This is a genomic window from Sphingomonas sp. SP1, assembly GCF_058313395.1.
Genome location: NZ_JBZFLC010000001.1, coordinates 149,595 through 166,189 on the forward strand (window position 1 = coordinate 149,595; position 16,595 = coordinate 166,189).

Below are 16,595 nucleotides of genomic sequence, written 5' to 3' on the forward strand. Positions count from 1 at the left end.
GGCTTCGTCGGGCGTGAAACATACCGATGGCATACCACGCTTCAACTGCCGGCTTTCCGGCTTGGGTCCGTCACCGCTGCCCAACAGATTCGACTTAAGCGGGAAAGCGACTTATTATCCGGGGCTTAGCTATCCAATGCTTTAACGCGAGGAGGCTGCATGACAGCCTTGGCAAAGTCGCCGCCCGACCATTATCGCACTCTTGGTCTCGATCCGAGCGCCAGCGCGTCGGAGATCGACGAGGCATTTCACGCCCTTGTGCGCGAACACATGCAGCATCCCGATCTTGCAGAGCCTGCCCAAAGGCTGCGGGCGCGTCAGGTCAATCTTGCCTATGAAACGCTCCGCGATCCTGACCGCAGGCGGGATTATGATGCTTCGCTGGGCCTTCGCGATCCCGCTGGCACCGAACGGCAAGCGTCGGCACTCAAGCGGCCCTTTCTGTTCGTGCCACCCGTAGCGCCGATTTCGACTGCCGATGACCTGCCCGATGGATCGGACGCTCCGGAGGAGCACGGCGAGGAGATCCCGGCCGAGTCGTTCCGGTCGGGCACGCCCTTCGTTGCCGCAACGCCGTTCGCGCCGGCGATGGCCGCAGGGTCACCAGCGCGCCATCTTCGCCTGGAGAACGAGACAGTCGCTGCTCCTTGGCCGGCCCCCGGGGACGATAACGCCGAGAAATTGGTTGATGAAACCCGAAGCCGCATTCCGCGACGTGCGGTGCTTGCGGGCACGGCGCTTGCGATCGGTCTAGGGGCGGCTGCGCTGCTCCTCAGCACGGGCGGCGATCGGTCCGGCACAACCGCGCCATCTTCAACCCGGACGGCGGACGCGCAGACAGCGCCTTCGCAAACCAATCCGCCGATCGTCGCTCCGCCTCTCACCCGCGAGCCTGCCGAGACTGCGGCTGGCGCAGACATCGCCATTACCGAGTCGACGGAGCCCGCGCCCCAGGCTCCGAGCCAAACACGCAACCCGTCGCCACGCACCGCCGAGCCCGCAACCTCTTCGAATCCCCGGCAATCAGCCCGTGCGTCAGAACCGAGGGTGGCTGCAGACGCTCAACGTACCCAGCCTGCCCGCCCGGCTGCCGCGGAACCGCAAGCACCGGCTCCTCTCAGCGCGGCTGCCGAACCCCCGGCCACGCCGCAGCCCGCGCGACCGGCCGTCAGGCGCATCACCGCGCCGGCGCGTTGGCTTGGCGGCGGGCTGGTGGACGGCGACAATCCCGGCGGCCGCTTCGAAGGCACCGTGAGCGTCAGCTTTACCGTTGGCACGGACGGCAATGTCAGCGGCTGCCGAGCCATCGTCAGCAGCGGCAACCCGGCACTGGATTCCACGACCTGTCGACTGGTGGAACAGCGGCTGCGCTTCACTCCGGCGCGTGATGCCGACGGCCAGCCGATCGCATCGGAAGTTCGGTCTAGCTACGGCTGGGGCAAGCGCCGCCGCCGCTGATCAAGCAAGCCGTCAGTCGCCGCTGGGTAGTGCGCTTGCACCGCCGCCGATGATCGGCCTGCCCACGTCGCCCTGTCCAACCGTACGGCCCGCCATCTCCAGCATGCGCTCCAGTGGCACACGCGCCTTGTCCATGATCTCGGCCGAAAGCTCGATCCGCGGTTGGAGGTCGCGCAGGGCGACGTACAGCTTCTCCAGCGTGTTCAGCGCCATGTAGGGGCACATGTTGCAATTGCAGTTCCCGTCTCCGCCGGGCACGCCGATGAAGGTCTTGTCGGGAGCTGCCTTTTCCATCTGATGGATGATGTGCGGCTCTGTCGCCACCAGGATGGTCTTGCTCGGCGAGTGAGTCGCGAAGTCGAGAATCGACCGCGTGCTTCCGACATGATCGGCATGGTCGATGATATGCGGCGGACATTCGGGATGCGCGGCCACCGGCGCCCCGGGATGCTGGGCCTTCAATTTCAGCAACTCGGTCTCGCTGAAGGCCTGATGGACGATGCAGATTCCCGGCCACAGCAGCATGTCGCGCCCGGTCTTGCGCGCCAGATAACCACCCAGGTGCCGGTCCGGGCCGAAGATGATCTTCTGGTCCTTGGGGATCTGCGACAGGATGATGTCCGCGCTGCTGCTGGTAACGATGATATCCGACAGCGCCTTCACCGCCGCCGAGCAGTTGATGTAGGTCAGCGCGATATGATCCGGGTGCGCCGCCCGAAAGGCCGCGAACTGGTCGGGCGGGCAGCTGTCCTCCAGGCTGCAGCCGGCGTCCATGTCGGGCAGGATCACGGTCTTGTCAGGACTGAGGATCTTGGCCGTTTCCGCCATGAACCTCACGCCGCAGAATGCGATCACGTCGGCGTCGGTCGCCGCCGCCTTGCGCGACAGGTCCAGGCTGTCACCGACGAAATCCGCCAGATCCTGGATCTCGGGCTTCTGGTAGTAATGCGCCAGGATCACCGCATTGCGCTCCTTCTTCAGCCGATTGATTTCGGCCAGGAGGTCGATGCCCTTCAGGGTTTGGACGGGTGCGCTCATGCGAGGCTATATGCGCATGCTTGGGGCCGAGCGCTAGGTGCCTGCACGCTCGGCCAGCACGTCGGCTATGGAGCGGCTGACGTCCCACTGTTCGCCGTCGCCTCCCGCCCGTTGGACCACGACCGTAACGTCGCCAACGCCGGCCGCGCGCAACGGCGCCTGAAGGTTCCGCGCGATGGCATCCCGCGCTGCCGCCTCCGCCGCCTGCATGTTCTCCGGTTTTGCCGCTTCCGCCGCGGCCTGCTGCCGCGCCCCGTTTGCCACGCCGGCGCGCAGGCTCGTCTGCATGTCGCGGGTGATGAACGGACCGCGATAGGCAACGACCTGGCGACTCTCGTCGATGTTCGGCGGGTCGGCGACCACAGGCGGAGCGCGGACGATGAGCGTACGAGTGCGCGCATCCCAGATGTAGTCGTCTAGCCCGAGCGATCCCAAGTCGACGAAATAGGTAACGGACCACGGCTGACGCGCCGTCATTTCGCCGGTCAGCAGGTCCGCCGGGCCGCCAGTGACTTCGCGATTGGTCGTCACCGTCCCGGACAGGCGGCGGACTTCCAGGCGGTTGCGGTTCTCCCTTAGGGCGACGACGATCTCGTCGAGTTCGGTGGCGGCAACCTCGTCTCGTTCCTGCCGATCCTCCGCGCGGGCCAACAGATATCCCCCACCCACCAGCAGGACGATTAAGAGTACCGCGCCCAGCACGCGCCAGACCGGCAGGCCTTTCATCTCACGTTGATCGGTTTGCATGCAGCGTCCATTGCTCGTCTGCACATTCAACGAGGCCGCGCTCTTGTAGGTCCGCGAGATGCGCAAGAACGCTCGCGCCCGCCGCCGGCCTAAGGCGCGGATCGAGGCTGGGATAGGCCGCGGCGACGATCTGGGCGACCGTCCGATCACCCTCTTCCAGCCGCCGCAGAACCTGCCGCTCACGCTGCAATCGGTGCGTGATCATGCCCCGAACGAGCCGCTGCGGATCGGTCACCGGATCGCCGTGTGCCGGGTAATAGATACGGTCCGACCGCCTCCGCAGCTTGTCGAGGCTGCGAAGATAATCGCCCATCTTTCCGTCCGGCGGAATCACCACACTAGTGGACCACCCCATGACATGATCGCCACTGAACAGCACGCCGTGTCGCTCGTCGGCGAAGCACAGATGGTTCGAAGTGTGGCCGGGCGTGTGCAGCGCGGTCAGCCGCCGGCCGTCGACCTCAACCCAATCACCGTCGGCCAATACCCGGTCCGGCCGATAGTCGCGATCGAACGCGGACTCCGCGCCGTCGCCCAGACCGTCGAGCGCGAGCGGAGCGCAACCGACCACCGGTGCACCGGTCGCATCGCGGAGGGAGTTGGCCGCCGGCGAATGATCGCGGTGCGTGTGGGTGACAAGGACGGCGACGAGTTTCCGCTTAGCGAGGGCTGTCAGCAGAGCGCCAACGTGCGCAGGATCGTCCGGCCCAGGATCCAGCACTGCGACTTCGTCCTCGCCGAACAGGTGAACCTGCGTGCCGGTCTGCGTGTAGGGCGATGGATTAGGCGCGAGCAGCCGCGCGATGCCGGCTTCCTGCTCGATCAACTTGCCGTAGGGTGCGTCCACCTCACCGGCCCTGCCATGGACCGGACGGTGAGGAAAGATCAGTTGCGGCTTAGGTTGAGACGGGCGATCTCCGCGTTGATCGACGCTACGAGGCGGTCGCGCGCATCGACGGGTAATTCCTTGTCCGACGCCACCCGCTTCGCCGCCCGATCAAGCATCTCGGCATAGGACGCGTCCGTGCCGTCCTTCTTGCCGCACAGCACGATCCTCGTCTGCGTCTTCTTGCCGTCCTTTTCTCCCTCCGCGCTGGTCTCGAATTTCCGGCCTTCAGCGCAATCGTCAAGCGTGAGTTTGCCGTCGACACCACGCATCACCAGCCGGCGATCGCGATCGTCATCGGCGTGCTGAGCCTTCATGCCGTCCTTGTCTCGAACAATCCTGATCTCGCGGATCACCGTGGTATTCTTGGGCTGATCGACCGTCGGCGGGGCCGGAGGCGTCGGCTGCGCCAAGGCGGCGGCCAACAAGAGACTGATCATAATTCCTCCCTGCTGCTCGCGTAAACCGACGCTTGCTGATCCCGTCTAAACGCCGGATGAACGATTGTTCACTCTGCAGCGGCGAAGCCGGCCGCCTCCGGCGCCGTCAGTCGCAGGGATTCCGTCCGGCGCGCAATGGCTGCGGGGACGACCGTATTGAACAACACGTCCATGCTGTGGTCCCAGCTGAACTCTCCAGCGACATGGGCCCGGCCCCGCTCACCCATCGCGCGGTGGTCTCCACGCCAGACTTCGAGAATATTTGCCGCCATCGCCTCTGCATCGGCGATGGGTCCGAGCAGGCCGATCCCTGGCTTGACCCGTTCCAGCATGGCGCCACCATTTACGCCAACCACCGGCAACCCCGATGCCTGCGCTTCGATCACCGACACCCCGAAGGTCTCATTGGGCATAGCCGACACGTAGATGTCGCTGCTTGCCAGCCAGCGCGCCAGTTCGGCCCGGTCGGAAACGAAGCCGGCCGTGATGATCCGCGGATCCCCCTCCTGCTCGAACTGTTCGCGGAACGGCCCCTGCCCCAGCAGGACAAGCCTGGCGCCAAGTTCGGACGGCAAGCGGCGGACGGCGTCGACCACAATATCGGGGCGCTTCTCGATATCCATCCGGCCGACATAGATCAAAAGCGGCTGCTCGGGCCCGACGCCAAGCTTCTCGCGCAAGGATTCGTCGCGATGCTCCGGACCGAACGCGCCAAGTTCGACTCCCAGGGGCAGGATGTGAACCGGTTCCACCCCCAACGACCGCAGCTTGTGGCCGCCACCGTGATCCGACAGCGCATAAACCGCATCGAACTGGCGATAGAGTTTGCCGCAATAGCGGTATGAGGTACGGCCGGCCCAACCGCCGATCGCCGAGCCGAGCGCCTTGCTGATCGGCCGCTGGGCATAGACGGTGGGAAAATCGGTCATATAGCCGGCGATCAAGGCAGCTTCCGGATACTGCCGCCGATGGGCGATGGCCGCCCAAGGCAGATTATAGGCATCCTGGCACTCGATCACGTCGGGCCTGAACCGCTCCAGCGCCCTACGAACGGCGCCATTCCGCAGCAGCAGGCGATAGTGCGGGCTGAACGGCACTTTCGGGGACTTGATCCACGCCGTGATCGCGCGGCCGCCGTCCGCCTCCTCGATCTCGTCGCGAGTGCCGGGCAGGATCATCAGGTGCCGGTGGTTGGTTTTCGCCAGGATGTGGGCCCGCTTGGCCCGCAGGTAGGTCCCGACGCCGCCACCGACCGACGACCAACTCTGCGTCAAATCACAGAACAAACGGGTGTCCCCACCTCGCGCCCCAGCCTGTCGGAGAAATTGACAGTCTCGGTTCACGATCAGCAGCCTTTGCAGTGAAAAGACAAAGAAATCGGCGATTTTAAGCAGGTTGGCACGGCAATTGCTTTTTCTTTGGCGTCCACATTGGTTCCACGCCAATCAGAAGGGACGGTACTGCGGTTCTCTGGTCCCGCGGCACCGTCCCTTCTCCACATCGGCACCACTGAAGCAGCCGTAGTCAGGCGTCAGTCTTGATCAACTGCTTCAACTCGCCGCTTTCGAACATCTCCATCATGATGTCCGATCCGCCGACGAACTCGCCCTTCACATAGAGCTGCGGAATGGTCGGCCACTTGGAATAGGCCTTGATGCCCTGCCGGATCTCCTGATCCTGCAAAACGTCGACCGTTTCATATTGCGCGCCAAGGTGATCCAGGATCGCCACCGCCCGGCTGGAAAACCCGCACTGCGGAAACAGCTGGGTGCCCTTCATGAACAGCACCACGTCGTTACCCTTCACAATCTCATCGATACGGGCGTTCGCGTCAGTCATTTCATTCTCCCGTCGGGACTGCGGTTTCCAGTTGCAAAGCGTGAAGCTCGCCGCCCATTCGACCGCCCAGCGCCGCATAAACTTTCTGATGCTGGCGAACGCGCGGCAGGCCGGCGAAGCTGTTCGACACGACCCGCGCGGCGTAGTGATCGCCATCGCCCGCCAGATCGCGGATAGTGACCTCCGCGTCCGGGATGGCGGCGCGGATCAGCGCCTCGATCTCGTCGGCTGCCATCGGCATGGGTCTAAAGTGCCTCCATCAACTGGCGCTTGGCTTCGATCGTCTTGAGGTCCAGCTGCTCGCGGATCGCCGCTTCGTCGGTGTCCCGTCCAGCGGACGTCAGATCGCCCAGCAGCTTGCGGATCACATCCTCGTCGCCGGCTTCCTCGAAATCCGCGCGGACGACATCCTTGGCATAGGCTTCGGCCTCGACCTCGGTCAGGCCCATCAGGCCCGCCGCCCACAGGCCCAGCAGCTTGTTGCGGCGGGCGAGGACGCGGAACTTCATTTCCTCGTCATGCGCGAACTTGGTCTCGAAGGCGCGTTCGCGGTCGTCGAAAGTGGTCATGGCTGCTCCAGCTACTCGTCTCGGGCGGGAGATAGGCGCAAGGAGGCAGCGCGTCCAGCGAGGGCGACGGGCTCGTCCAGCCCGCCGCCCGCTTCGTCTTACGGCATCACCACCGTATCGATCACGTGAATAACGCCGTTTGAGGCATTGAGGTCGGTCGTGGTCACCCGCGAAGTTCCGCCCTTTGCATCCGTCAGGACAACGGCGCTGCCGTCGAGCCGTGCGGTCAGGGTTCCGCCCTGGACGGTGGTCAGCGTTGCGCTTCCGCCACCCTGCCGGATCAGCGCGGCGATCCGGGTGCTGGGGTAGCGACCAGACACGACGTGATAAGTCAAAATGCCGGACAAGGTCGCCTTGTTGGCGGGCTGGGTCAGCGTTTCGACCGTGCCGGCCGGAAGCTTGGCAAAGGCCGCGTTCGTCGGCGCGAAGACCGTAAAGGGGCCGCGACCGCTCAATGTCGTCGCGAGGTCGGCCGCCTTTACCGCCGTGACAAGGGTCGAGAAATCTTCATTGCCGGCCGCGACGTCGACGATCGTCCGGCCCGATGCCGCCTGAGCTTTGTGCATGCCATGTTGATGAGCCGCTGCCGGCACGATGCCGATGGCTGCCAGACCCGCCGCCGCGGCCATGAGTCGAATGGTTCGCATGAGAAACTCCTCGCTAGTGCAAGCGGCAGCCCACGCTGTCGCCTGCAACAAGTCGGGTCCTCAACGTTCGATTGAAGCTGGCCTTTAGCCCGTGCCGGTCGGCCGTGGCCCAATGTCGAATGGCAGCGACCTTACGCTTGCTGAGCGCCTGATCGCCGGGCTGAAGGCGAAGGAGCCGTTCGATCAGCCGATCTCCACCACCAGTTTCCCGATAACCTCCCGGGCCGCCATCGCGGCAATTGCCTCGCCGGCGCGCGCCAACGGATAGGTTGCACTGACATTGGGCCTGATCTTGCCGGCGTCCCACAGTTCGAACAGTTCGCGTACATGAGCGATGTTGGCCTCGGGATCGCGCATGGCGAAGGCGCCCCAGAAGACGCCGCACACGTCGCAACTCTTCAGCAGGGTGAGGTTGAGCGGCAGCTTGGGAATGCCCGCCGGGAAGCCGACCACCAGATAGCGCCCTTCCCATGCGATCGCCCGCAGTGCCGGCTCGGCATAGTCGCCGCCCACAGGATCGTAGATCACGTCCGCGCCGGTCGGCCCGACCGCCTGTTTGAACTGGTCCGCGAGGGCTTTCTGCCCGTCACGATCAAAGGGCCCGCGCGGATAGACGATCGCATCGTCGGCGCCGGCTTTTCGCGCGGCGTCAGCCTTCGCATCACTTGAAACGGCCGCGATCACTCGCGCCCCACGCGCTTTGCCGAGTTCCACCGCGGCAAGCCCCACGCCTCCTGCCGCACCCAGGACCAGCAAGGTCTGCCCCGCCTGCAGCCGCCCCCGGTCCCACAATGCGTGGATCGAGGTCGCATAGGTGAGCAGCAAAGCGGCCCCATCGACAAAGCTGCGGCTGTCGGGCAACCGGAAGGCGGACTTGGCCGGGATCGCCATCTCCTCGACCAGTCCGCCAAAGCCCGGCACGGCGATCAGCCGGTCGCCAACGGTCCAGCCCTCGACGCCCGCGCCAATGCCGATCACTTCCCCGGCAATCTCGCCGCCCGGCGCAAACGGGCGCGGCGGCTTCAGCTGATACTTGTCCTCGATGATCAGGACATCGGGATAGTTGATCGCCGCCGCCCGAACCCGCACCAGCAGATCGCCCGGACCGGGTACGGGCGAAGGGACATCGGTCAGCTGCAGCGTGCCGGGACCACCAGGAGCCGTCGAAAGAAGCGCTTTCATGCGCCCGCTTGTACGCTGGGGGCCAGCGGGGTCCAGCCCTCTAGCGCTGCCGGGCCCGGAAATCGGCGACGACCTGCTCTGCGGTCATGCCATCGAAGCTCAACCGCTTCAGCGCCTCGCGATCCTCGGCACCGAACCGGCGCGTCGGGGCGCTGGCCAAGGCGCGATCGAAATCGAGCCGATCGGCCACCGGCAGATCGCCTCGCGCCTGTGCCGTGCTCTCCGCAAAGCGGGCGGCATCCGAGCCGTTGATCACGGTCGGCTTCGGGGACGAGCAGGCGCTAAGCGTAAGCAGCGCCGCTGTCGCGAACGCCTTCACCCCTCGTATTTGGCAGTGGTCTTTTCGCGCACTTCGTCCCCACTCACGCCGGGCGCCAGCTCGACGAGCCGGAAGGGCGATTGGTGATCGGACCGCTGGAACACCGCCAGGTCGGTGATGATCATGTCGACCACATTCCGGCCCGTCAGCGGAAGGGTGCATTCCGGAATGAATTTGGGGCTGCCGTCTTTGGCGTTGTGCTCCATCACGACGATGATCTTTTTGACGCCCGCGACCAGGTCCATGGCGCCGCCCATGCCCTTGATCATCTTGCCCGGGATCATCCAGTTGGCGATGTCGCCGCCTTCGCTGACCTCCATCGCGCCAAGCACGGTCAGGTCGATATGCCCGCCGCGGATCATGGCGAAGCTGTCGGACGAGCTGAAGTAGCTCGACGAGGGCAACTGGCTGATGGTTTGCTTGCCTGCGTTGATAAGATCGGGATCGACCTCGTCGTCATAGGGGAACGGCCCGATGCCGAGCATCCCGTTCTCCGACTGAAGCGTCACCTCCAACCCCTGCGGGATGTGGTTTGCGACCAGCGTCGGAATGCCGATGCCAAGGTTCACATAGAAGCCGTCGCGCAGCTCCTTGGCCGCCCGCGCGGCCATGTCGTCTCGGGTCCAAGCCATTATTGATCTTCCAGTCGGATTGTAGCCTGCAAGTCCGGGCATAGCTCAAAGTCCACCGTCTCAAGCTTGAGCTCACCTAGCTGGCGCCCATCAGGAGGCGGTACACGCCCATTCTCTCGCGCTCTAGCCGTCATTGACGCGATGACCTCCTGGTGAGCAGATCCTAAAAGGCCACCATCCCTTCGCCCCATGGAATTCCAGATCTCGCGATCGTGTGACTTGAGCGTACGCCTGGCGCTCTCTTCGTTCTTCCGAGCGGCAGCGGCGAGTTCAACTTCTGGCACCACCTCGCGATAAGCTGCGATCATATGCTGCCGCCAAGACGGTAGATACTTGCTCGCAGCAGCATCCACTGCATGTTTCAATGCATCACAGCCGTCCTCCCGCCCCAACCTGTGAATGGCCGAAAGTGCCTCAGTGGAGCCGTAGGCATCTCTGTAGAGGAACGAACTCAAGTAGGCTTCCGGGCGAGCAATCCGCGCAATGGCATCTTGGGTAGCGGGGCCGCCAGGTGGCATGTCGGCGCAGCTTGGCAGTGACAAGAAGGCAGCAAACGTGATTGCTGGTCCTGTTGTTCTGCCACGCTTCACGCCGCCTCTCTTTCACGCACAGTGCGGAACTCGATCTTCTTGTCGTAGGGCGCGCCGAGGATCAGGCGCTTCACATAGATGCTCGGCAGATGGATGCAGTCGGGGTCGAGGCTGCCGACCGGCACGATCTCCTCCACCTCCGCAACGCAGATCTTGCCGCAGGTGGCGGCCGGCTGATTGAAGTTGCGCGCCGTCTTGCGGAACACAAGATTGCCGGCCTCGTCCGCTTTCCAGCCCTTGATGATGGCGAGGTCAGCGCGGATTCCGCGCTCGAGGATATATTCCTCGCCGTCGAACTCCTTGACCTCCTTGCCCTCGGCAACCTTGGTGCCGACGCCGGTCCGGGTGTAGAAACCGGGGATCCCCGCCCCGCCGGCCCGCATCCGCTCGGCCAGCGTACCCTGGGGGCAGAATTCGACCTCCAGCTCGCCCGCCAGATACTGGCGTTCGAATTCCTTGTTCTCGCCAACGTAGGAGGAGATCATCTTCGCCACCTGCCGCGTGCGCAACAGCTTGCCGAGACCCTCGTTGTCGATACCGGCATTGTTGGACGCGATGGTCAGCCCCTTGACCCCGCTCGCCTGAATGGCGTCGATCAGGCGTTCCGGAATGCCGCACAGGCCGAACCCGCCCGCGGCGATCGTCATGCCGTCATGCAGCAGCCCGTCCAGCGCCGCCGTTGCATCGGGATAAATCTTGTTGGCCACTCTTCTTCAGCCCTCCCTTCAGGCGAACTCGTCCGCCTGCAAACCTTCCTGCTCGATCGCGCGCCTTACGCCGGGCCGTTCGACGACCCGCCGGGTCAGTGCCGCCCAACGGTCATAGACGGACATGTCGAATTCCGCCCGGCGCGCCCAGCGAAAGAACACCGCGGCATAGCTGTCCGCTGCCGTGAACTGACCGCCGGTCAGCCAGCCATTGCCGCAAAGATCGTCGAGTTCGACGAAGTGACTGGCAAGCGCCGCGCGTCCACCATCCCGGATGCCGTCATGCAACCTTTCGTCCGGGCTGAACCGGGCGGGACGGAACAACTGCGCAAAACCGCCGGCGTGGACCGTGCCGCCAAGCCACGACAGCAATTCGTTGCACTTGGCCGTCCGGTACGCATCACCGCGCGGGACAGAGCCTTCGGCGCCGAACCGCTCGCCAACGTAATTCAGGATCGCGATATTCTCGGTGATCGTGCCTTCGTCCGTCGCCAGCGCCGGGACACGGGCGTGCGGGTTAACCTTGAGAAACTCTGGCGCGTGCTGATCGCCGTTGGCCAAGTTCAAGGCGACACCCCGGTACTCCGCCCCCGCCTCTTCCAGCGCAATGTGGCTGACCAGCGAGCAGGCGCCAGGCGCGTAATACAACGTTAGCATGATCGATCACTCCCTCGTCCCGGCGAAAATCGCGGCCCGTGGTCCGCGCCTTTCGCCTGACTCCCGAGATCCCGGCATCCAGGGCTCATCGAAGCGTCGGTTCGATGATGCCCTGCCGGGATGACGCGATCAGCGCAGCTTTGCGAGCACGCCCTGCAATTGCATGGCGTTCGACATGTCGCCTTCGACCTTCAGCTTGCCGGTCATGAAGGCGGTCATGCCGTCCAGCTGGCCCGAGGCCATCGACTGCCAATCGTCCCAATTGACCTTGATAGTGGTATCGGCCGCACCGTCGTCTTCGCTGACCTGGTTGGCCTGACCGTCAAGCATCACCGCGCCCTGGTCGCCGAAGTCCAGCTTGACCCGCTTGCCAGGCAGCACCGCGCCCGCGTCCTGCATCTTCTGCACCAGTTCCTGCTTGGTCATGAAAGGCCTCCAAATGGGTCGGACAATACCCGTGCCGCCTAGCTGGCGTGGCAGTGGGCGGCAAGGGGGTGTTCGGCGGTGCGCGATCGGCTAGTGTCGGGGGATGACGAACACGTCCCGCGCGCGCGTCACCGCCGTTTGTGCCTGGCTGATCATTGCTCTTGCCGCGGCCGCCGCGCTGTTTCCGATCGACGACCATCTGCGCGGCCCGCTGCTGATCGGCGCGCTTTTGATCGCGGCGGGCGCGCTGGAAGTCATCGCCGGGACGCAGCGGCGCGCGGCCAGGATACCCGCGATCGGCGCCGGCGCCGCAACGGCGGCCGTGGGCCTGCTTTTCGTTACTGGTGGATCACGCGGGGTGCTGGCGGCCGCAACTCTCGTCACCGCCTGGCTCCTGCTCCGCAGCCTGATCCTGTTGATCGTCACCTTCGCCGCGAAGAAATCGTCCGTGCGCAAATGGACGGCCATCGCCGCTGCAACGGATTTCGTCTTGGGAGCGCTGGGTGTTTTGGGAGTGTCGATCGCCAGCCTGGTTTACAACCTTTTCGGCCCGACCGAAGCGCTCGTTGCCAGCTTCGCCTGGGTGTTCGCTCTAAGCTTTCTCGCGACCGGCACCATGCTGCTGGAAGTCGCCAACTGCGAGCGCGAGGGCGCACCCTAGCTTCGCCGCACCCGCCAGGCGAGCAGCGCCCATCCCGCCATCATCGCCGCGCCGCCAATTGGCGTGATTGCACCGAACCAGCGGGGCGCTCCGAGCGCCATTGCATAGAGCGTCGCCGCGAACAGCCCCGCCCCAGCAGCGAGCACCCATCCGGGCAGGAACAACGCCGGCCGGCCAGCCAGGCCGACCGCCACCACTGCGATCGCGTGCGGGAGCAGATATTGCACTGCTGTCTGCCACCAGCCAATCGCCTGCGCATCGAGCCGCCCCTGTAGCGCATGGCTGCCAAACGCGCCGAGCGCGACCGCTATTCCAGCCAGCAGCGCACCGGCGGCCGTCAGGGGCGCGCCGGGGGTCAAGCCTGGTGGATCGCCTTCACCACCTGATAGCTCTGCAGCCCCTCGACCCCGCCTTCGGAGCCGAAGCCCGAATCCTTGATTCCGCCGAATGGAGCGTCGGCGACCGAGATGGCGAATGTGTTGATTCCGACCATGCCCGCTTCGATCGCATCCCCCAGGATGTTCGCGCGGCGGCCATTCTCGGTGAAGGCAAAGGCCGCAAGTCCATAGGGCAGTCGGTTGGCCTGCTCGATTGCCTCATCGTCGCTGTCGAACGGCCGGATCAACGCCACTGGCCCGAACGGTTCGTTATTCATGACGTCGGCCTCCAGCGGCACGTCGGCCAGCACCGTCGGCTGGAAGAAGAAGCCGCCGTCCCCCGCCTCGCCGCCGGTCAGCACCCTGGCCCCCTTGGCCCTTGCGTCTTCGACCAGCCCGGCAATGGCTGGAACCCGGCGCTGATTGGCCAGGGGACCCATCTTCGTATCGGCCTCGAGCCCATTGCCGACCTTCAGCGCCTTGGTCCGCTCCGCGAAGCCCGCCGTGAAGCGGTCATAGACGCCCTGCTGAACGTAGAAACGGGTGGGCGACACGCACACCTGGCCCGCATTCCTGAATTTCTGCGGGACCAGCGCGTCCAGCGTCTTGTCGAGGTCGCAATCGTCGAACACCAGCACCGGTGCGTGGCCACCCAGTTCCATGGTGATCCGCTTCATCCCGTCCGCCGCCAGCTTCATCAGATGCTTGCCGACCGGGATCGACCCGGTGAAGCTGACCTTGCGGATGATCCGCGAGCCGATCAGGTGGCGCGAGACGGCGTCCGGCACGCCGTGCACCAGTTGGAACACTCCGGCTGGAATGCCCGCGTCAGCCAGCGCCCGCGCCATCGCGCCGGTGCAGCCCGGGGTTTCTTCCGGCGGTTTGCTGATGACCGTGCAGCCTGCCGCCAATGCCGCAGCGACCTTCTTGGCGAGCAGGTAGATTGGAAAATTCCATGGCGTGAAGGTTGCCGTCGGCCCAACCGGCTGCGGAATGACGATCGACCGTTGGCCTGCCGGGCGCACCAGCACCCGGCCATAGGCGCGCTTGGCCTCTTCCGCGAAGAAGTCGAACATCTGCGCGGAGCCATGCACTTCGCCGATGGCCTCGGCGATCGGCTTGCCCTGCTCCTGCGTCAGCAAGGCGCCGATGTCGTTCGCCCGTTCCCGAAGCAGATCGGCGGTCCGGTGAAGAATCGCGCCGCGCTTCTCGACGTCCAGCGCGCGCCAGGCCGGCCACGCCTTCTCCGCTGCGTCCAGCGCCTCGTCGAGGTCGCCGGTGCTCGCCAGCGGTACCTTGGCGATGGTATCGCCAGTCGCCGGATTCACCACGGGAAAGGCGTCGCGATCCTCACCGGAGCGCCAGGCACCGTTGATGAAAAGCTGAAGGTCGGGGGCATAGCTGGTCTGGGTCATAGGCCAAACTACTTAGGCCTGGCGCAAATCGCCCACAACCTTGACTCTCCGGCAGGCGTGGGTAGAGGGGCACGGCACATCCGGCGGGGCGTTACTGCCTCGCCTTTGCTTTTGGGGATTGGGCCGCTCCCCGTTTCGCGGCCTGGCTGGGCTTACCTTGCACGGGGCCCTGACGAACGAAAGGAAGACACATGCGCCATCGTGTTGGCGGCCGTAAGCTGCAGCGCACATCCAGCCACCGCGCGGCCCTGTTTCGCAACATGGCTGCCGCTCTTATCAAGCATGAGCAGATCACCACCACCCTCGCCAAGGCGAAGGAACTGCGCCCCTACACCGAAAAGCTGGTGACGCTGGCCAAGAAGGGCGGACTGTCGAACCGTCGTCTGGCCCATGCCCGCCTGCTGGACGATGCGCAGCTGGCCAAGCTGTTCGACGTGATCGCGCCGCGCTACGAAGCGCGCAGCGGCGGTTACATTCGCATCGTCAAGGCCGGCATCCGTCAGTCGGACGCAGCGCCGATGGCGATCATCGAGTTCGTCGACCGCGACGTGTCCGCCAAGGGACAGGACTCGGGTCCGGTCATGAACGAGGAAGAGCTGGAGGCCGCCTGAGCCTTCGCGTTCTTAGACAGCAAATGCGAAAGGGCCGTCCGTCGTGGCGGCCCTTTTTGCGTCAGGCTGCCGCCGATTCGGCGCCGGACACCACCGGATAGCTGCCGATTTCGCTTCGCGCGAACGGGATCGGAGCGCCCAGCTGGGCAAGACGGTCGAGATAAAGCCGGGCGAAATTCTCATGGCGCTCACGCGCTGCCGTAGTCACCGAACGTCGGGCGGCGGCCATCTCCTCCACCGCACGGCGCCAGAAGTAACGAGCATCGTTTTCCATCAGCAACCCCCCCAGGCGCATGGGTTACGACCCATCCAGATCCGAGTCGCCGGGACAACCTAAAACAATCTTTTCCACAGGGGGAGTCACACTCCCCGCAGCTTCAGTGCGCTTTGTCGGACACCTTCAGCCAGTGTGACAGGTCGCGGCCGAGCAGCCTGCCGAGATGCGCGACGTCCTGGGCGAACTCATCCCGCAGCGCTTCCTGCATGGTCCGCGACAAGCGCACCGGCTTGGCGGGGGCCTTGTTCCACCGGAGCAGCGCCTTGCGGACGTCCATCAGTTTGCGGACCGGCAGCGATGGGGGCCGTTTCGGCTTCTCCACCACCCGGCGCCGGAATTCTTCACCCGCCAATACGGCCGTCGCCATCGGGGGCCGCTTCAACAATCTCTGCAGCCATCCGAAACGATAGCCTTCGGCTTTGCGCTTCTGCTTGAACTTCTTGCGTCCGTCATGGGGAAGATCGAGGAAAGCCAGTATGTCGGCGTAGACCTGGGCCGGGCTGGCGACGAGATCGTCGTGCACCACCACGTGGCAGCGCTTGCGCCCGACGACGGCGAAAAAGCGTTCAACCTGCTCGCCCAGCCGTCCCGCGAGGTCATAACGCAACAAGCGGAGGTCGAGGCAGGACCGCGGGATTTTCCGCCCCTCCGCCCGCTCCGGCACGAGTGCCCACGCGCGTTCGAAATCCTCTTCCACCTCGTCGCCCGTCACCAGATATCGCTGGTGCAGAGACGGAACCAGCTTCATCGGATCGCGCACGCCGATGATGAAACGCGCATCGGGCCACAGTTCCAGGATCGGCCGCATCCGCTCCGCCCCGTACAGGTAGGAGACGGAACCCTCGGCCAGGTAGCGCGCGTCGGGCCGGTAGTCCGGGAAAAAGCGATCGAGATAGCCGCGCCGGACGATGTCCTCCAGCTCGGCGCCATGCACCTGCGTCAGGTCGTGGATCGCGAAATAGTGCGGCTCCTTGGGAACCGAGAACACGACGTCCGGATGCCACCGGAGAAAATCGGCCAGGCTTGTCGTCCCGCAGCGCGGTGCGCCGACGATGGTGACGAGCGGCGGCCAGGGTGGGGGTGGAGCGGACATGGCGGTCGGCACGCCTAGCAGCCG

22 protein-coding genes are annotated in these 16,595 nt (G+C 64.9%); 3 read left to right on the plus strand and 19 right to left on the minus strand.

Going from position 1 to position 16,595, the window contains the following annotated elements:
- The first annotated feature begins 159 nt into the window (after nt 1-159).
- Nucleotides 160-1,458, plus strand: coding sequence for a TonB family protein (locus AC4GYS_RS00795; RefSeq protein ID WP_491107218.1), 1,299 nt, complete (start codon nt 160-162; stop codon nt 1,456-1,458).
- A 12-nt stretch (nt 1,459-1,470) separates the two neighbouring features.
- Here the strand turns inward: AC4GYS_RS00795 and nadA are convergent, their stop codons facing one another.
- The 15 genes from nadA to AC4GYS_RS00870 all read right to left on the minus strand — a co-directional run bounded on the left by nadA (nt 1,471) and on the right by AC4GYS_RS00870 (nt 12,137).
- Nucleotides 1,471-2,496: a quinolinate synthase NadA gene (nadA, locus tag AC4GYS_RS00800; RefSeq protein WP_491107219.1), complete on the minus strand. Its 1,026-nt coding sequence runs from the start codon at nt 2,494-2,496 to the stop codon at nt 1,471-1,473.
- Nucleotides 2,497-2,529: 33 nt separating this feature from the next.
- Nucleotides 2,530-3,243 carry a DUF4230 domain-containing protein gene (locus AC4GYS_RS00805; RefSeq protein WP_491107220.1) on the minus strand — a complete coding sequence of 238 codons (714 nt, stop codon included), beginning with the start codon at nt 3,241-3,243 and terminating at the stop codon, nt 2,530-2,532.
- Nucleotides 3,224-4,090: an MBL fold metallo-hydrolase gene (locus tag AC4GYS_RS00810; RefSeq protein WP_491107221.1), complete on the minus strand. Its 867-nt coding sequence runs from the start codon at nt 4,088-4,090 to the stop codon at nt 3,224-3,226. The genes AC4GYS_RS00805 and AC4GYS_RS00810 overlap by 20 nt, the downstream gene beginning before the upstream one ends.
- A 38-nt stretch (nt 4,091-4,128) precedes the next feature.
- Entirely contained in the window at nt 4,129-4,569 is a 441-nt protein-coding gene (locus tag AC4GYS_RS00815) for a hypothetical protein (RefSeq protein ID WP_491107222.1), read from the minus strand.
- A gap of 68 nt (nt 4,570-4,637) precedes the next feature.
- Nucleotides 4,638-5,843, minus strand: a complete 1,206-nt coding sequence (locus tag AC4GYS_RS00820) for a glycosyltransferase (RefSeq protein WP_491107223.1) — start codon at nt 5,841-5,843, stop codon at nt 4,638-4,640.
- A gap of 250 nt (nt 5,844-6,093) precedes the next feature.
- Nucleotides 6,094-6,408 (minus strand): Grx4 family monothiol glutaredoxin, encoded by a 315-nt coding sequence (gene grxD / locus AC4GYS_RS00825; RefSeq protein WP_491107224.1) that lies wholly within the window; start codon nt 6,406-6,408, stop codon nt 6,094-6,096.
- Nucleotide 6,409: 1 nt separating this feature from the next.
- Nucleotides 6,410-6,649: a BolA family protein gene (locus AC4GYS_RS00830; RefSeq protein WP_491107225.1), complete on the minus strand. Its 240-nt coding sequence runs from the start codon at nt 6,647-6,649 to the stop codon at nt 6,410-6,412.
- A 4-nt stretch (nt 6,650-6,653) separates the two neighbouring features.
- Nucleotides 6,654-6,977 (minus strand): DUF1476 domain-containing protein, encoded by a 324-nt coding sequence (locus tag AC4GYS_RS00835; protein WP_491107226.1) that lies wholly within the window; start codon nt 6,975-6,977, stop codon nt 6,654-6,656.
- A gap of 98 nt (nt 6,978-7,075) precedes the next feature.
- The gene (locus AC4GYS_RS00840) at nt 7,076-7,624 is read right to left on the minus strand and encodes a fasciclin domain-containing protein (protein WP_491107227.1); all 549 of its coding nucleotides are present in this window, start codon (nt 7,622-7,624) and stop codon (nt 7,076-7,078) included.
- 183 nt (nt 7,625-7,807) lie between these two features.
- Nucleotides 7,808-8,806 carry an NADPH:quinone oxidoreductase family protein gene (locus tag AC4GYS_RS00845; protein ID WP_491107228.1) on the minus strand — a complete coding sequence of 333 codons (999 nt, stop codon included), beginning with the start codon at nt 8,804-8,806 and terminating at the stop codon, nt 7,808-7,810.
- Nucleotides 8,807-8,846: 40 nt separating this feature from the next.
- Nucleotides 8,847-9,062: a hypothetical protein gene (locus tag AC4GYS_RS00850; RefSeq protein ID WP_491107229.1), complete on the minus strand. Its 216-nt coding sequence runs from the start codon at nt 9,060-9,062 to the stop codon at nt 8,847-8,849.
- A gap of 59 nt (nt 9,063-9,121) precedes the next feature.
- A complete protein-coding gene (locus AC4GYS_RS00855; RefSeq protein ID WP_491107230.1) occupies nt 9,122-9,757 on the minus strand; it encodes a 3-oxoacid CoA-transferase subunit B in 636 nt (211 codons plus the stop codon).
- Between the two features lie 586 nt (nt 9,758-10,343).
- A complete protein-coding gene (locus AC4GYS_RS00860; protein ID WP_491107231.1) occupies nt 10,344-11,054 on the minus strand; it encodes a CoA transferase subunit A in 711 nt (236 codons plus the stop codon).
- Nucleotides 11,055-11,072: 18 nt separating this feature from the next.
- Nucleotides 11,073-11,711 (minus strand): glutathione S-transferase family protein, encoded by a 639-nt coding sequence (locus AC4GYS_RS00865; RefSeq protein WP_491107232.1) that lies wholly within the window; start codon nt 11,709-11,711, stop codon nt 11,073-11,075.
- Between the two features lie 129 nt (nt 11,712-11,840).
- A complete protein-coding gene (locus AC4GYS_RS00870) occupies nt 11,841-12,137 on the minus strand; it encodes an SCP2 sterol-binding domain-containing protein (protein ID WP_491107233.1) in 297 nt (98 codons plus the stop codon).
- A gap of 103 nt (nt 12,138-12,240) precedes the next feature.
- Here AC4GYS_RS00870 and AC4GYS_RS00875 point away from each other — a divergent pair, with 103 nt between their 5' ends.
- Nucleotides 12,241-12,798: a hypothetical protein gene (locus AC4GYS_RS00875; protein WP_491107234.1), complete on the plus strand. Its 558-nt coding sequence runs from the start codon at nt 12,241-12,243 to the stop codon at nt 12,796-12,798.
- Here AC4GYS_RS00875 and AC4GYS_RS00880 read toward each other — a convergent pair.
- Nucleotides 12,795-13,157, minus strand: a complete 363-nt coding sequence (locus AC4GYS_RS00880) for a DUF423 domain-containing protein (protein ID WP_491107235.1) — start codon at nt 13,155-13,157, stop codon at nt 12,795-12,797. The genes AC4GYS_RS00875 and AC4GYS_RS00880 overlap by 4 nt on opposite strands.
- Nucleotides 13,154-14,590, minus strand: coding sequence for an NAD-dependent succinate-semialdehyde dehydrogenase (locus AC4GYS_RS00885; protein WP_491107236.1), 1,437 nt, complete (start codon nt 14,588-14,590; stop codon nt 13,154-13,156). The genes AC4GYS_RS00880 and AC4GYS_RS00885 overlap by 4 nt, the downstream gene beginning before the upstream one ends.
- 191 nt (nt 14,591-14,781) lie before the next feature.
- On the opposite strand from AC4GYS_RS00885, the gene rplQ reads away from it, so the two are divergent.
- On the plus strand, nt 14,782-15,201 hold the full coding sequence (gene rplQ / locus AC4GYS_RS00890) for a 50S ribosomal protein L17 (RefSeq protein WP_491107237.1): 420 nt from the start codon (nt 14,782-14,784) through the stop codon (nt 15,199-15,201).
- A 61-nt stretch (nt 15,202-15,262) separates the two neighbouring features.
- On the opposite strand, the gene AC4GYS_RS00895 is transcribed toward rplQ, so the two are convergent.
- A complete protein-coding gene (locus tag AC4GYS_RS00895; protein ID WP_491107238.1) occupies nt 15,263-15,496 on the minus strand; it encodes a hypothetical protein in 234 nt (77 codons plus the stop codon).
- 82 nt (nt 15,497-15,578) lie between these two features.
- Entirely contained in the window at nt 15,579-16,571 is a 993-nt protein-coding gene (locus AC4GYS_RS00900; RefSeq protein ID WP_491107239.1) for a sulfotransferase family protein, read from the minus strand.
- Nucleotides 16,572-16,595 lie beyond the last annotated feature (24 nt).

What these genes read in the sequence shown, in the direction of transcription:
- AC4GYS_RS00855 (WP_491107230.1), bottom strand. Translation starts at nt 9,757, where the DNA reads ATGGCTTGGACCCGAGACGACATGGCCGCGCGGGCGGCCAAGGAGCTG.
- AC4GYS_RS00870 (WP_491107233.1), bottom strand. Translation starts at nt 12,137, where the DNA reads ATGACCAAGCAGGAACTGGTGCAGAAGATGCAGGACGCGGGCGCGGTG.
- AC4GYS_RS00830 (WP_491107225.1), bottom strand. Translation starts at nt 6,649, where the DNA reads ATGCCGATGGCAGCCGACGAGATCGAGGCGCTGATCCGCGCCGCCATC.
- AC4GYS_RS00845 (WP_491107228.1), bottom strand. Translation starts at nt 8,806, where the DNA reads ATGAAAGCGCTTCTTTCGACGGCTCCTGGTGGTCCCGGCACGCTGCAG.
- AC4GYS_RS00875 (WP_491107234.1), top strand. Translation starts at nt 12,241, where the DNA reads ATGACGAACACGTCCCGCGCGCGCGTCACCGCCGTTTGTGCCTGGCTG.
- rplQ (WP_491107237.1), top strand. Translation starts at nt 14,782, where the DNA reads ATGCGCCATCGTGTTGGCGGCCGTAAGCTGCAGCGCACATCCAGCCAC.
- AC4GYS_RS00805 (WP_491107220.1), bottom strand. Translation starts at nt 3,243, where the DNA reads ATGCAAACCGATCAACGTGAGATGAAAGGCCTGCCGGTCTGGCGCGTG.
- AC4GYS_RS00865 (WP_491107232.1), bottom strand. Translation starts at nt 11,711, where the DNA reads ATGCTAACGTTGTATTACGCGCCTGGCGCCTGCTCGCTGGTCAGCCAC.
- AC4GYS_RS00840 (WP_491107227.1), bottom strand. Translation starts at nt 7,624, where the DNA reads ATGCGAACCATTCGACTCATGGCCGCGGCGGCGGGTCTGGCAGCCATC.
- AC4GYS_RS00900 (WP_491107239.1), bottom strand. Translation starts at nt 16,571, where the DNA reads ATGTCCGCTCCACCCCCACCCTGGCCGCCGCTCGTCACCATCGTCGGC.
- AC4GYS_RS00835 (WP_491107226.1), bottom strand. Translation starts at nt 6,977, where the DNA reads ATGACCACTTTCGACGACCGCGAACGCGCCTTCGAGACCAAGTTCGCG.
- AC4GYS_RS00795 (WP_491107218.1), top strand. Translation starts at nt 160, where the DNA reads ATGACAGCCTTGGCAAAGTCGCCGCCCGACCATTATCGCACTCTTGGT.
- AC4GYS_RS00895 (WP_491107238.1), bottom strand. Translation starts at nt 15,496, where the DNA reads ATGCGCCTGGGGGGGTTGCTGATGGAAAACGATGCTCGTTACTTCTGG.
- nadA (WP_491107219.1), bottom strand. Translation starts at nt 2,496, where the DNA reads ATGAGCGCACCCGTCCAAACCCTGAAGGGCATCGACCTCCTGGCCGAA.
- AC4GYS_RS00815 (WP_491107222.1), bottom strand. Translation starts at nt 4,569, where the DNA reads ATGATCAGTCTCTTGTTGGCCGCCGCCTTGGCGCAGCCGACGCCTCCG.
- AC4GYS_RS00885 (WP_491107236.1), bottom strand. Translation starts at nt 14,590, where the DNA reads ATGACCCAGACCAGCTATGCCCCCGACCTTCAGCTTTTCATCAACGGT.
- grxD (WP_491107224.1), bottom strand. Translation starts at nt 6,408, where the DNA reads ATGACTGACGCGAACGCCCGTATCGATGAGATTGTGAAGGGTAACGAC.